Origin of the sequence: Sporosarcina sp. BI001-red, assembly GCF_003384035.1 — a bacterium.
GTDB lineage: Bacteria > Bacillota > Bacilli > Bacillales_A > Planococcaceae > Sporosarcina.
Window position 1 is genome coordinate 24765 of sequence record NZ_QQAK01000002.1, and the last position, 14512, is coordinate 39276.

Annotated in this window: 17 protein-coding genes; 2 read left to right on the plus strand and 15 right to left on the minus strand. The window is 42.0% G+C overall.

From position 1 onward, the window contains the following. The first annotated feature begins 305 nt into the window (after positions 1–305). Positions 306–581: a transition state genes transcriptional regulator AbrB gene (locus DVB69_RS00595; protein WP_025783670.1), complete on the plus strand. Its 276-nt coding sequence runs from the start codon at positions 306–308 to the stop codon at positions 579–581. Between the two features lie 60 nt (positions 582–641). Here DVB69_RS00595 and rsmI read toward each other — a convergent pair whose 3' ends face one another. The 15 genes from rsmI to dnaX form a co-directional block, all read right to left on the minus strand. Next, positions 642–1514 (minus strand): 16S rRNA (cytidine(1402)-2'-O)-methyltransferase, encoded by an 873-nt coding sequence (rsmI, locus tag DVB69_RS00600; protein WP_116015540.1) that lies wholly within the window; start codon positions 1512–1514, stop codon positions 642–644. Then, the gene (locus tag DVB69_RS00605) at positions 1511–1780 is read right to left on the minus strand and encodes a GIY-YIG nuclease family protein (RefSeq protein WP_116015542.1); all 270 of its coding nucleotides are present in this window, start codon (positions 1778–1780) and stop codon (positions 1511–1513) included. The genes rsmI and DVB69_RS00605 overlap by 4 nt, the downstream gene beginning before the upstream one ends. Then, positions 1764–2516, minus strand: a complete 753-nt coding sequence (locus DVB69_RS00610) for a tRNA1(Val) (adenine(37)-N6)-methyltransferase (protein WP_116015544.1) — start codon at positions 2514–2516, stop codon at positions 1764–1766. The genes DVB69_RS00605 and DVB69_RS00610 overlap by 17 nt, the downstream gene beginning before the upstream one ends. A gap of 248 nt (positions 2517–2764) precedes the next feature. Continuing rightward, complete coding sequence (gene yabA, locus DVB69_RS00615) at positions 2765–3118, minus strand: DNA replication initiation control protein YabA (protein ID WP_116015546.1); 354 nt, start codon at positions 3116–3118, stop codon at positions 2765–2767. 21 nt (positions 3119–3139) lie between these two features. Beyond that, entirely contained in the window at positions 3140–3958 is an 819-nt protein-coding gene (locus DVB69_RS00620; RefSeq protein ID WP_116015548.1) for a PSP1 domain-containing protein, read from the minus strand. Then, positions 3951–4958, minus strand: a complete 1008-nt coding sequence (holB, locus tag DVB69_RS00625; protein ID WP_233505285.1) for a DNA polymerase III subunit delta' — start codon at positions 4956–4958, stop codon at positions 3951–3953. Before holB ends, DVB69_RS00620 begins: the two co-directional genes overlap by 8 nt. Positions 4959–5013: 55 nt before the next feature. Beyond that, positions 5014–5454 carry a YaaR family protein gene (locus DVB69_RS00630; RefSeq protein ID WP_116015552.1) on the minus strand — a complete coding sequence of 147 codons (441 nt, stop codon included), beginning with the start codon at positions 5452–5454 and terminating at the stop codon, positions 5014–5016. A gap of 21 nt (positions 5455–5475) precedes the next feature. Continuing rightward, positions 5476–5805, minus strand: coding sequence for a cyclic-di-AMP receptor (locus DVB69_RS00635; protein ID WP_025783662.1), 330 nt, complete (start codon positions 5803–5805; stop codon positions 5476–5478). Between the two features lie 47 nt (positions 5806–5852). Next, on the minus strand, positions 5853–6482 hold the full coding sequence (gene tmk / locus DVB69_RS00640) for a dTMP kinase (protein WP_116015554.1): 630 nt from the start codon (positions 6480–6482) through the stop codon (positions 5853–5855). Beyond that, a complete protein-coding gene (locus DVB69_RS00645) occupies positions 6475–7923 on the minus strand; it encodes an aminotransferase class I/II-fold pyridoxal phosphate-dependent enzyme (RefSeq protein WP_116015556.1) in 1449 nt (482 codons plus the stop codon). The genes tmk and DVB69_RS00645 overlap by 8 nt, the downstream gene beginning before the upstream one ends. A 105-nt stretch (positions 7924–8028) precedes the next feature. Further along, positions 8029–8292 carry a pro-sigmaK processing inhibitor BofA family protein gene (locus DVB69_RS00650; protein WP_116015558.1) on the minus strand — a complete coding sequence of 88 codons (264 nt, stop codon included), beginning with the start codon at positions 8290–8292 and terminating at the stop codon, positions 8029–8031. Positions 8293–8355: 63 nt separating this feature from the next. Beyond that, positions 8356–8586, minus strand: a complete 231-nt coding sequence (locus DVB69_RS00655; protein WP_233505286.1) for a YaaL family protein — start codon at positions 8584–8586, stop codon at positions 8356–8358. Further along, positions 8583–9179, minus strand: coding sequence for a recombination mediator RecR (recR, locus tag DVB69_RS00660; protein WP_116015560.1), 597 nt, complete (start codon positions 9177–9179; stop codon positions 8583–8585). The genes DVB69_RS00655 and recR overlap by 4 nt, the downstream gene beginning before the upstream one ends. Before the next feature lie 11 nt (positions 9180–9190). Continuing rightward, entirely contained in the window at positions 9191–9511 is a 321-nt protein-coding gene (locus DVB69_RS00665) for a YbaB/EbfC family nucleoid-associated protein (protein WP_039043168.1), read from the minus strand. A 26-nt stretch (positions 9512–9537) separates the two neighbouring features. Further along, positions 9538–11322 (minus strand): DNA polymerase III subunit gamma/tau, encoded by a 1785-nt coding sequence (dnaX, locus tag DVB69_RS00670; protein ID WP_116015562.1) that lies wholly within the window; start codon positions 11320–11322, stop codon positions 9538–9540. 834 nt (positions 11323–12156) lie between these two features. On the opposite strand from dnaX, the gene DVB69_RS00675 reads away from it, so the two are divergent. Then, positions 12157–14433, plus strand: coding sequence for a family 10 glycosylhydrolase (locus tag DVB69_RS00675; protein WP_116015564.1), 2277 nt, complete (start codon positions 12157–12159; stop codon positions 14431–14433). Positions 14434–14512: the final 79 nt, after the last annotated feature.

A 14512-nucleotide genomic window follows, 5' to 3' on the forward strand; every position in this document is an offset into this window, starting at 1 on the left:
CCTGGATAAGGAAGTGATGTATTGCTATTTGATTGTCCAAGATTTGCTCTCAATAATAGTGTGACTAACGCAGGAAGCCAAACCCTTTTTAAATTTTTATAAATTAATGTGAAAACTTTCTATGAGTTCCAACTCTGTAACTTTCATTCATCATTATGTGTGTTTTTCATGTATCTATTATTCATTGCATAGTTTATACTCTTCTCTATTGACGTTAAATGGAAGACTTGGTATGATAATAGACAGACAAGAGAAAAATGTCGAAATCTGACGAATCACCATTATATTTTAGGAGGAAACTTAATATGAAATCTACTGGAATTGTACGTAAGGTCGACGAACTCGGCCGTGTAGTTATCCCTATCGAATTGCGTCGGACACTCGGCATAGCTCAAAAAGATGCACTAGAAATTTATGTGGATGACGATAAAATCATCTTGAAGAAATACATGCCTAATATGACATGTTCAGTTACTGGAGAAGTGTCAGATGACAATCTAACACTAATCGACGGTAAACTGATCCTCAGTCCCGAAGGTGCTAAACAGCTAATTGCTGAAATCGAAGACAAAATGTCTTGATTTAATGGTTTTATTTCAATAACATCTGTGCCTATTCAAGTAGGCACAGATGTTATTTTTTTATTCAACGTGGTATGCCTGGTAAACCTCTCGTTTACTCACGCCCCGATCTGCTGACGCCTCACGAATTGCCTCTTTTGATGTATATCCTTTTTGTTCCATCAATTGTTCAACATGTTCCACTGGAGTTAACGCACTCCACCATAATTCCTCAGTTTCTGGTTTCGTCTCGTCTGTACCTTCCACGACTAAACAAAATTCTCCGCGAATCTCTGTTGACTCTGCCCAGTTAAGCGCCTCTTCAATCGTGCCTCTAACAAACTCTTCATATCTTTTCGTAAGTTCCCTCGCAAGTGTGATCCTTCGATCCGATCCAAACTGTTCTTTCAAAGCTCGCAACGTTTCTTTCAACCGATGCGGTGCCTCATAAAAGAGGAGAGTCTCTTGTCGATTCTGTAGTGATTCCAATTGGAGACGGCGCTTTTTCTTCTGCCGATCTAAAAAACCGAAAAACAAGAAGGGCTGTGTAGGAATACCAGATGCAACTAACGCGCTAATCGCTGCATTGGGTCCAGGTACAGGCACAACGGCGTATCCGTTCGCAATCGCTTTTTCTGCAATATCGGCACCAGGATCTGAAATACACGGCATCCCTGCGTCACTAACGAGTGCAATTGTTTTCCCTTCTGCCAACAGCTCTAAAATTTTTCTCCCGCCCACCTCAAGATTGTGCTCATGATAACTCATGAAAGGAGTATCTATTTCAAAGTGATTAGACAGCTTCACTGTATTCCTCGTATCCTCAGCTGCTATCATGTCTGCTTCCTTTAAAATCCGGATTGCACGATAACTCATGTCTTCTAAATTCCCAATAGGTGTACCAACTAGATACAGTACACCATTCTCGCATTCTGCGCTTTTTTGCGTGATCATCCGTCTGCCTCCTCTTGTTCCAAATACCGCTCTTTTGCAGGTCGCGTCAACTGTTTGAATCGATATTCAGCTTGCATCGCTTCCCGCTTCGTCTCAAATTTTTCATGATGAATACAACGAACAGGTTTTCTTGCCCGCGTATACTTCGCTCCTTTACCTGAATTATGCATGGCAACTCTCCGGTCGAGATCCGTCGTGTATCCCCCGTAATAAGAGCCATCTTTACATTCAAGTACGTAAAACAGGTGGTCACGCTTCTGTTCCATACAATAACTGCCTCACTTCGTTGGTATACGTGCCGTCCTCTTGATAGACATATAAGGGTGGAAGTATCTTCAAATCCGGTTTCCCATCTTTGGTCCCCTCGATGAGTAACGTATTCGCTTCTTTTCCTTCTTTTGGATAAACAAACTGAATACGCTTCGGCTCCAGTCGGTTCGCCCTCATCGAAGTGATAATATCCAATAGTCTTCCGGGACGATGGACAAACGCTGCCTTCCCGCCTTGTTTAAGCAATTCACTTGCTGAATGGACTGCTTGGTCAAGCGTCAATTTCACCTCGTGTCGAGCAATGGTCAGCGGTTCCTTTTGATTTTTTTCACTGCTCTCATAAGCTTTAAAATAGGGTGGATTGCATGTCACTACATCATATTGATCAAATCCGATTTTAGATGCGATACCAATAACGTCGTCACATAGCATTGTAATCTGCTGATCCAGCTGATTATACGCAATACTACGACTGGCCATATCTGCTAATTGTTCTTGTAACTCCACCGCTGTAATATCAGCAGAGGTGCGTGCGCTTAAAAACAATGGGATTGCGCCATTTCCTGCACACAAATCCACAATCTTTCCTCGTCGAATGGGCATATACGCAAATCGGGCTAACAAGACAGCATCTAATGAAAAGGAAAAAACAGATGGGCTTTGAATAATTCTCAAGTCTTCTGCAAGTAAGTAATCGAGGCGTTCGTCACCTCGTAATTCAATTGGTTCCATCGGGTACTCCTTTAAAAGATAATAGTTACTTCAGTATAAGTTGAATTAAATAATTCGACATAGTCCCGGTGTTTTCCGCTCCAGATGGACGCTACCTGCGGGGTGTTCAATCTTCGCTGATTTCTCCGGAGTCGCCACCTTACACTCCAAGCAACTAATATGTCCGAAACTATGGAAACCTTCAGTTCAACGTATCCATGAAATATAGAAAAGCCGACACCTAGAAAAAAATAGGGATCGGCTAAAATTTACAAATTCTGTTTACTTAGAAACGAGAGGCAAAACAGGCAATCCTCGCCCTTACGCGTGCTTCCATAGTGGACATTGCATACGTGGAATCCCTCATTATAAATACGAGCCAAATTGTCTACGCCTTCGCCAACATCTGCCCGTTGCGAGCGTTCTGCAGTCTTTTTATCAGCAACAGCTTGTTGATCCAGCTCGTCCAGACGCGAGCGCAGATGATGGTTCTCAAGTTGAAGTGAATGGTTTTCTTCCGTCATCTTGGCAACAAAACCGATTATTTCACGGAATCGCTTGTGCATAGAGTCAAGTTGTTGTTCGTATTCGATTACCTTATCGAGAAAGTTCCCTTCTTTCAACTTTGTCACCTCATCACTTCATCAATTGACGGGCTGCCCCGTCTTCTTCGACAGTTCTTCCCAAGCATATTCAAGTGTTTGATCTTGATCGATCAATTTCACTTTCAGCAGACGCTCTAGTAGGTTGAGACCGACAACCTTTCCTAATCCATCTGGTGTTTCAATACGAGAGCCAATATCAGGCATAAGTGCTTTAGCTTCCTCATATTCGTCATTTTCGTATTTTAAGCAACACATAAGTCTTCCACATAATCCCGAGATCTTTGAAGGATTCAGTGATAGATTCTGGTCTTTTGCCATCTTAATAGAAACTGGTTCAAAATCACCTAGGAATGTAGAACAACAAAGCATTCTACCACAAGGACCAATTCCGCCAAGCATTTTAGCTTCATCTCGAACACCGATTTGGCGTAGCTCAATTCGAGTTCTGAAGATGGAAGCTAAGTCCTTTACCAAGTTTCTGAAATCGACTCGACCTTCAGCTGTAAAATAGAAAATCACTTTATTACGATCAAATGTATATTCCACATCGACAAGTTTCATATCAAGTTTGTGTTCTTGAATTTTGGCGACACACGTAGTGAATGCTTTTTGAGCGTCCAGTTGGTTCTCTTCCACCTTATCCATGTCCTCTTTACTAGCGGGACGAATAACTTTCTTTAATGGCAGAACTAAATCAGAACCATCCATATCCACCATCATGCTGACCACTTTCCCATACTCTGTGCCACGCGTAGATTCGACGATTACATAATCATCGACTTTCAAGTCATAGTCCATTGGGTCAAAATAATGTATTTTACCCGCTTTTTTAAAACGGATTCCTGCAACGTTATACAACGAATAACCCCTCCTGCATACTGAGCACCAATTGCTCCATTAAAAGCGTCCGGTGCATATTGCGATGCAATTGCTTTTTTGCCTGCAAAACTGATTCTAAAATTGAAGTTAGCTGATCATAAGTCATTTTCATTGCTAGACTGGTTATGAATTCATCTAAATCCGGGTATGCGGGTGTGGCAGACAGTCCCGCTTTCTTCGCCACAATATCACGGTACATGTATAGAAGCAAGTCCAATCCCATCTCGGTATCCTCTTTTTCTTTCAAGAAAGGAGCCCATTCAGACTGGATCAGCAATAATGCATCAGACACGTGATGATCGATGGCTTGTGCTAACTTTACCACTGTTTTCCGTAGACTTACAAACTGCTCGTCCGATGCGAGTTCTGCAGCACGGCTTGCATCTGCTGTAAGTGATGTTACCGTAGCTGCAAGTGATGGAGAAATGCCTTCAGCCTTCAAGATTTCCAACAACTGTTCCCGTTGTGGAGGGAGGAAAGAAATCCGCTGACATCTGGACTGGATTGTAGGCAATACCATATGATAAGCATCTGTCAGCAGTATGGCTGTCACATCTCCTTCAGGTTCTTCTAAAAATTTGAGGAGTGCATTGGCTGCTGCCGTATTCATACGATGAGCTTGCCCAATCATATAGATACGACGTCCACTCTCATATCCCTTTTTCGTCATAACTGTGAGTAATCCTGCCATTTGATCTTTTTTTATGTCCTGTCCGTCTGGTTCAATCATTAAGATATTCGGGTGATTCCCTGAGGCAATGCGCTTACAGGCACTACATGTTCCACATGGAACATCTTCTTTTGGCTGCTCACACAATAATAATTGTGCAAAGAATAATGCAGCTTGGTGCTTACCTATTCCTTTTTCACCATCAAATATATAAGCGTGACCGATTCGATGATTGCGGTAGGCAGCACTGAATCTAGCAGCAACTGCTGGTTGTTCATTAGCGATTCGACTGCTTATCTGATTTTCCAAGTAGCTGCCTCCTTTCGTATAAAAAAGACGTTTTCTTAAGTACCAGAAAACGTCCTCATGTATATAGATTGATGAGAAGTCCTTTGATTTCACCAATTTTAGCGAGAAGGTCCATGGAAGACTCTTCATCTTGAAGCAATTGTTCGGCCAATTCTATTAGCTTTTGGTCAATTGTTTCAACAATTTTTAGCCGCCGTCCTTCTCCGTACTGGTTCCACGTATGTGACTGCTTCAGACCTAGACCGGTTCCTACAGACTCTTTTAGAAAACGTTTGACGAGCATTTTATATTTAGCCATATCCCGCAAGTTACGAGACCGGGCAAGACGGTCACCTGCGCTGGAGATGTCGCCAAGCAGACGAGCAATCTGTTCTCCATGCAGGCGTGATTCCTGTTTTTGAACCATTTGCCCAAACCGCTCCCCACCTTGAGGAGACTTTAACGGATCATTACGCAATTTATCCAGACCCGGACGATATTCATTATTAACTTTCATAAAACTTCACTCCGATATGAATCAGAAATGACGGAATTGTTCAATTGGTAGAACAAAAACCGTTGCGCCTCCGACTTCAACTTCAACTGGATAGGGAATATAGGAGTCAGCATTTCCGCCCATTGGTGAGACGGGAGCTACCATTTGATCACGCGAACGACAGTTGTCTCGAATCAGGTCCAACGCTTTCGGGACAAGACTATCATCAGTACCGATTAAAAATGTCGTGTTCCCTGATTTCAAGAATCCGCCTGTACTTGCCAATTTCGTTGCTCGAAAGTCACCCTTCGTCAATGCCGATGAAAGACGATTACTATCTTGGTCTTGTACTACTGCAACTATAAGTTTCACGGGGTATCTCTCCTTTTCCACTTTCTTTTATTATATCATGAAATGGCTTAAGAAATGAACGATGCAATCGTTTTCCACACAATTTCTGTAACCTCATCTACCGAACCACTGGCATCAATGGGTTGAATCCGTTTCGAAAATCGTTTCAGTACGAGACGATAACCTTCAGCAACGTCTTTGTGAAACTGCAGTGTTTCATTATCTAAACGGTTCTGTTCCCGTTCACCACTTGCTGCAATTCTAGCTAAACCGGATTCCGGGGACACGTCAAAGTAGATGGTGTGATCGGGCATAAGTCCATTGATCGCAAATTCATTAATTGCAAGCACTTCATCGATACCGAGACCTCTTGCATATCCTTGGTACGCAAGGGAACTATCAACGAACCGATCGCAAAGGACGATTGCACCCTCTTCCAGTGCAGGAACAACCTTTTCGGTTAGGTGTTGCCGTCTTGCAGCTGCGTATAACAATGCCTCTGTCCGACCATCCATTTCTTCATGATCATTATCTAAAATAATCGTTCTGATTTTCTCTGCAATCCGAATTCCGCCGGGCTCCCGTGTTAAAACCGAGTATTTTCCTTGTTGTTGTAAACGGTTATGTATTTCCTTTATAACCGTCGTCTTCCCAGCCCCTTCTGGCCCTTCGAATGTGATGAATATTCCTTTAGTCATTCCCATCTTCTCCTTGTGCACGCAACACTTCAAATTCCACTGTTGGTCCATTTGCTCGAACTGATCCTTGAAACTTTGCACCTGATTCCATCATTTCACAAACCTCTTGGATTTGTTGAAGATTCAATTGCTCACCACTTAAGACAAGTGGAATTCCTGGTGGATAGGGAATAATTGCTGCAGCTGCTTGATATCCACTTGCAGACTCTGCACTTACCCAGTCCGTATTTTTTTTTGAGAGGGAACTCGTTGTAATGATTAACTCACGTGGCTCTTCCTCATTCGTCTCATCCTTTAAAGGGACCCTTACAGAGTCTCTTTTCAACAGTTGTACGGCTGACTCGACTGCTTCACAAATGGATTGTGTTGGGTATGAGGTTCCTTCAGTCAGTAAAGGAAGTACGAGTAACACTTGGCGTTCGTCCGCGAGTTCTGTGTAGATTCCCTTCTCTTCCAATGAATGCTGCAACGTATAGCCGGATGCTTCTTGTTGTCGAATTAGAATTTTCAATGGATCCTCTGTCTCAATCACTTCAAGCGCCTTAATCTTCCTGAGCTGGTCGATAAATTCGCCCCGCCATATAAGAAACGCTTGCTTATCATCCGCTGAATAGGTAGCAATCATCGCGCGAGCATCGTCTAGAGATGCGAGCAACACGTACGATGGGCTACTTGTTTGTAGCATGGAAAGTATACGAGCCAACCGTTCTATATCTATTAGCTGTGAGTTTACATGTAGAAAAGATGCTTGGGTCATCGCAGACAACGTTTTGTGTGCCGATTGAACAACGATGTCGGCGCCCAGGCGAAGCGCAGATGTTGGAAATGGGGTGCCTGCTACGAAATGGGCTCCGTGTGCTTCATCTACAAGTACAGGTATACCCCTTTTGTGCACTTTTTCAACAATCATAGGCAAGTCACTACCTGTTGTTCCATAATACGTTGGGTATGTAACCACTACGCCTTTTGCATCTGGATACCGTTCTAACGCTTCTTCCACAGTTGCTGATGAAACCGCGCCTGCTGTGCAAGTTGCTTCGTCCCACTCCGGTGTGAGCAGGACAGCTTGTACCGCGGCTAATTCCAACGCGTGGAACACGGATTTGTGTGCGTTGCGCTGTACGAGCAATGTATCCCCCGGTGCACAAACTGTACGAATCATTGCTATGTTGCCAACTGTAGAGCCGTTCACAAGGAAAAAGCTCCGATCCGCTCCATATACATCTGCCAACATCGTTTGTGCTTCTGCAAGCATTTCAGTAGGTGCATGCAGATCATCCAGTCCTGTCAACTCCGTTACATCATATCGTAGAGCGGCTTTGAGATCCTGGGGAAGCCTAGAGAGCAAGCCGTGCTTGTGTCCAGGTACATGAAAAGATACTGGCCGTGCTGCTAAAAAGGTCTGCAACGCTTCTACTACCGGTCTTTTTGTATGATCCATTCGTTTCTCCTCCTTTCTATATGAGATTTTGCTCCATCTTCTATGTAAAAAAAGTCAGCACACAGTGGCTGACTTCACGGTTGGGCACCTTTCGACTATTCATCCTTACAGGAAAACTGCCAGGACGAGTAAAGACCCCAATCCTGGAATACCAAGCACTGCCAGTAAAAAGCCTGATCCAATATTAATCGGCACGTACAATCCAACAAAACCACCTGCGATGTTAAGGATAAAGAGAATTAAAAACGCAAAAGCGAGTCGGAACCATAAAATGGACAGTTTTTCAGCCGCCGTTTGCAGTTGAGGCTTGGTCAAACGTAGTACGAATAGCAGGACAACACCGAGTGCAAGAATTATAGCAACTTTCATAGCAGAAGTTGCCCCCTTTACAATAGACTACTAGCAGTCTATGCAAAGCAATCCTTATTTAGTTCACTCAATGCCAAGATTTCTAATTTTAGCTTCTTTGTACAAATAGAAATGATTGCTTTCAGCGATCTTTTTTCGAATCATAACTTCCTGATCATAATCATCTGCATACTTTTCAATCGACTTCGCCCGTTCCCACTCTTCTCGTGTATCTAACATTAATGTGCGTAACGTTTCATCGAATTCTCGTTTCAGCTTATTCTTCCTGCGAAACAGTCCCCCTGACCGTCTCACAGTTGTCGCCGCCCTTCTAATGCTTTCGAGAGCGTTACTTCATCAGCGTACTCTAAATCTCCACCTACCGGTAACCCGTGGGCTATACGGGTCGTTGGAATACCTGAAGGTTTCACGAGGCGTGAAATGTACATAGCAGTTGCTTCGCCTTCAATCGTCGGATTGGTTGCTAGAATTAGCTCTTCAACATCCTCATCTTGCAGACGTTTCAGCAAGTCGGGAACGTTAATATCCTCAGGCCCCACACCATCCATAGGTGAAATCGCACCGTGAAGGACATGATAAAGTCCTTTGTAATCACGCATTTTTTCCATGGCAATGACGTCTTTCGGATCTTGGACTACACAAATGAGAGAACGGTCTCGAGACTGGTCCTGACAAATATGACATGGATCGATGTCGGTAATATGTCCGCAAACAGAGCAAAACCTTAGATTTCGTTTGGCATCAACCAACGCTTTCGCAAAGTCGAGCACAGTATCTTCTTTCATACTCAACACAAAAAACGCCAGCCGGCCCGCGGTTTTCGGGCCGATGCCTGGCAGTTTCATAAAACTGTCAATCAGTTTAGATATCGGTTCAGGGTAATGCATGGTTTTGCCTCCTAGAACATCCCTGGAAGGTTCAATCCCTTCGTGAATTGTCCCATCGTAGAGTTCGTTAATTCTTCTGCTTTTTCCATCGCGTCGTTCGTTGCAATTACGATAAGGTCTTGTAACATTTCAGCATCTTCCGGATCGATAACGGATGGGTCCACAATCACTTCGACAACTTTTTTGTCGCCAGAAACGATTACTTTCACCATACCACCGCCTGCTGCACCTTCCAAACGCTCTTCACCTAGTTTTTCTTGAGCCTCACCCATTTGCTTTTGCATCTTTTGCATTTGCTTCATCATACCTTGCATATTTCCCATACCACGCATTCTTATTTCCTCCTCTTTAAGTTTAGTTACTCGTCATGGACGGTAATGAATTCTTTACCAAATAACTTTTCTGCTTCCGAAACGATCGGGTCATCTTGTGTCAGTTCAGCGCCTTCAAGAAACGCTGGGACTTCTTGAGGCTCTGAAACTCCAGATGCTTCACCGCTAGTTGCAGAGTTCTCATCTGTTTGCGAATGTTGCTTGGACATTCCACTCTTTCGGATGAAATCCTCTCTAACTTTAAGCCATCCCTCTTCAGGGACGTAGACCACGTCGTAGGCTTTGCCTGTTTGTTGACGCAACGCTTCCGCAAGACCTGAACTTAGCGACACATTTTCAGACGCCATGAGACAATGAATTTCATATTTAAATTTTAACACAAACGCACTATCCGATGCTGCTACTGGCTCTGTTTCTTCAAGAAGTGCAGAATGTGAACGCTGCATTGTCTGCATCATGCGTGCCCATTCTTCCCGGATCACTTGAATATCTTGCTTAGTTGCACTACTTAACACTTGATGGACTTTGCCGGTCGGAATCTTGTAGGCACGAGCATTATTCGAAGAGTTTTTGCGTGCTGCTGGTGCTTTCTCACCTGCTTGTGCAGCAAGTCCTCCACCGTTAGCAAGTTGTTGCTGCAATTCTCCAACAATCCGTTCAAGTGTGGCAATTTTTTGTTCGAGTTCAGGCGATGCAACTGAACCGACCGTTCCTGAATTAGAAGCGCCACGCGTTTGAACCATTTTCAATAACGCCGATTCAATATACACTTTTGCATGATTAGAGAAACGCATTTCTTGCTGGGTCTCTCCTAAAATATCGATATAAGTATATAAAGTATCCGGCTCAAATGCTTGGGCTAATGCAACAAAGCGTTCATCCCCCGAAATGACCTCTAGTAAGTCTGTAAGGTCAGGTGCTGTCCGTAATAACAGTAAATCACGGAAAAACGTTATTAAATTCTCTGCCAAACGGGAGACATCTTTCCCTTCCGCTACGAGACGATTTAACAATGTCAGTGCAGCACCAGCGTCTTTCGTAAGCAACGCTTGTGCAAGTTGATGGAAGATGTCTTCCCCAACAGATCCTGTGACGAGCAGTGCCTCTTCTGCAGTGACTCGATCACCACTGAAAGAGACGACTTGGTCCAGCATGCTGAGCGCATCCCGCATCCCCCCCGAAGCCGCTTGTGCAATCACTTTTAGGGCGCTTGCGTCAGCTTCAATGTCCGCATCTTTTAAAACGTGTGTCATACGCTCCACAATTTCTATAGCTGTAATCGGTTTGAAGTCGAATCGCTGACAGCGAGAGATAATCGTGAGCGGCAGTTTGTGCGGTTCAGTTGTTGCTAGGATGAACACCGCATGGGCAGGAGGTTCTTCAAGCGTTTTTAACAGCGCATTGAAGGCTGAATTTGAAAGCATATGCACTTCATCGATAATATAGACTTTATATTTGGAAGAAGCCGGTGCATATCGGACCTTTTCAATGATATCCCGCATCTCTTCAACACGGGAATTGGACGCCGCATCAAATTCAATCACATCTGTATTCGATCCTTCTGTGATCGTTCGGCACGTCTCACATTCGTTACACGGTTCTTTGGCGGGTCCGTTCTCGCAATTCAATGCCTTCGCAAAAATTTTAGCGGCACTCGTCTTTCCAGTTCCGCGGGGACCTGAAAATAAATAGGCGTGGGTCGTTTTGTTATGGAGGAGAGCATTTTGAAGTGTTTGTTTAACATGTTGCTGTCCTGACATTTCATGGAATGTCTGAGGCCGGTATACCCGGTAAAAAGCTTGATAACTCAACCGTCCGCTCCCCTTTCTTTTCGCTTGATTCATTCCTATAAGTATATCACAAACGAACAGATAAGACGTTGTTTGAGGGAGGTATTTACAATTGCATTCTTATAGAATAAATCGGTAATTTCCGTGCAGCTTTTTCATAGACGGGACAACTCTATTCTGAACCGTCGATTATATTAAAGCTCTTATTCCACTAAAGCCTCTGTTAGTTTAAGCATATACATTCACCGTATTTCTGAATAAGTTAACAAATGCGCCAACTCTTATTTCTATACTAAGTTAGCATTTATAATGTGATTTTTTGAGCACGTTTTGTACTTAATAATAGTGGTGAATCTGTTCCTATAGCACTCCCTATTAAATAAAAAAACATTTGAGATAAAACCGATAATCTGAAGGCTTTTTCGAACAACAAGCAAGTCAAATATACTAACTCAATAGAGAAATATCCATTGTTTCAAGTGTAAAACTGGACTTAAAGGAACACTTCCATTAGCAAGGCCATATGTACTTTAAAATATTGTGAATTCGTCATAGGAAGTTAACCTTTTTTGGAAATAATTCGGTATAAATAGGTGAAAAGCCACTGTTTAAATAAAAATTTTCGTGTAATCTTATCCACTGTAGGTGATTTTTTGGAAGATAAATAGGTTACTATTGGTATTTTGGGCAAAAACCAGTATAGAAATTACAGTTTTGAAAGCTAGTCACTTATTCTAATACGGCGCTAGTGTTGAATGTTATAGAAAAATTATTCTTTTTCTGTACAATGTTAACTATTATCCTTATATCTAAGTATATAGATAAACTAATATCTTGAGGAGGAACACAATCACAATGTCTAAAAAAACTTTATGCCGTTATCTAGCAACTTTTTTAGTGTTAGTATTAATCATTCCATTATTCACTATTCAAAATGCCTACGCTAGTACAACCAATCCTAAAACTGAAATGCGCGCTGCGTGGATTGCAACCGTTACGAATATTGATATGAAAGCTGGAATGAATAAGTCTGCGTATACTCAATGGGTAAAAACCACATTGGACAAACTAAAAGCCGATAATTTCAATACGGTTATTTTCCAAGCTAAACCATTAAATGATGCATTATATCCATCCAAACTCGCTCCTTGGTCTTCCTATATAACAGGTAAAAATCAGGGGACAAATCCTGGATATGATCCTTTACAAATCATGATAGATGAAGCACATAAACGTGGTTTAGAACTGCATGCATGGGTAAATCCTTATCGTGTTACAATGCCTTCTCAGAAATTATCGGATTTAGCTACTGATAATATTGCTCGTAAAAATCCTGGGTGGGTAGTGAAGTATGGCAATCAATACTATTTAAATCCAGGTCTTCCAGAAGTACAAGATTACTTAGTTTCTACTGTAAAAGAATTAGTGGCCAATTATGATATTGACGCTGTACACATGGATGATTATTTCTATCCTTATAAAGTACAAGGTGAAACATTTAAAGATCAAGAAGCCTTTAAAAAGTATAAGGGTTCTTTCAAACAAGTTGAAGATTGGCGCCGTAATAATGTCAATCAATTAGTTAAGAGTGTCTACAATACGATTAAAGCAACAAAGCCACACGTTCAATATGGAATATCTCCGTTTGGAATTTGGAGAAATAAGGGACAAGATTCTACGGGTAGCGATACAAATGGAATGAGTAACTTTGATGACATCTACGCCGATACTAGACAATGGATCAAAGATGGCAGCATTGATTATATTGCTCCTCAAATCTATTGGTCACGAAATTTTAAAGCCGCAAATTACTCTAAGTTATTAGATTGGTGGGGACGCGAAGTCCAAACTTATGCAAAAGCTCACCCTGTCAACTTGTACATCGGTGTGGCTGATTATAAAGTCGGCAACGATGCTGATAAAACATGGAGTGACAAAACGGAGCTTACGAATCAAGTAATTGCGAATAGAACGAATACTAGTGCAAAAGGACAAATGCATTTCTCTTTAAGAAGTATTAACAGCAATGCTCTCGGTTATGCTACATACCTTAAACAACAAATGTATCCTTCAAAAGCTTTAACGCCTGCTGTATCTTGGAAGGGTTCTTCGATACCTAATCGCCCAACTGACGTTCAGTTGAGTAAAGAATCTTCCGAAAACAAACTGACTATTATAGACAAAGGTAGTAATCTTCCAAGAAAATACGTCATATACCGTTTTGATGGAACACTAGAAGGTTCTTATGAAGATCCTAAAAATATTTTAGACATTGTCTATAACACAAAAGGGAATACGGTTTACTTGGATACCACCGCAAATAGAAGCAAAGTATACACTTATGGCATTAAATCCGTGTCTCCTACAGGCGTTGAAAGTAAAAACGCTTTCGTTTTGGAGGACGGAATAGCGGAACTACCAACTCCGGTACTATTTAATGACATTAGTTCGAGGCATAGAGCTTATAAAGAAATTACCTTCTTAGCAGAAGGCGACATAGTATCAGGTGATACGAATGGTTATTATAATCCAGATAGGCAAGTTACACGTGCAGAAGCTATGGCTATGATCGGTCGTTCTTTAAATCTTGATGGAACCAAAAGAAAAACAACCTTTAATGATGTAGGTGCTAATTCGTTTGCATCGGGCTATATCCAATCTGCTGTTGATAAAAACATTATTTCTGGTTACAACGATGGTACGTTTAAACCTGATGCACCTCTGACACGTGGTGAAATGGCTCTTATAATCAGTAGAACATTTGAATATGATTATAATAACTCTACATCTGGAGCTGCTAAAGCGCTTATAACAAGAGGTATAGCAGTTGGATTCGAAGACGGAACGTTTGGTTCAGATAAAAAGATTATTAGATCTGACTACGCAATCTTTTTAGCGAGAGCCATTGATTTTAATCTTCGTTTAAATAGCCCTACTATCTCTTTTGATAGCGAAATGACTGTAAACAGTGATTCTTGTTTGATCAAAAAAGGACCGTCAGATAAGTTTGCTCAAGTAGGTACTTTAAAGCGTAATGAAAAAGTTAGAATCGGATATAAGGTTGGAAGTTGGACACTTATTAAGTCTCCTACAAACGTGGTAGGATTCGTTCCAAACTCTTCCCTAAAATAACTTAGCCCGTTCATTTAAGGACATTACTTCACATTCCTTATAGTCCTGCTGCTAAAGGAACTAATGAAAATTCTTTAAA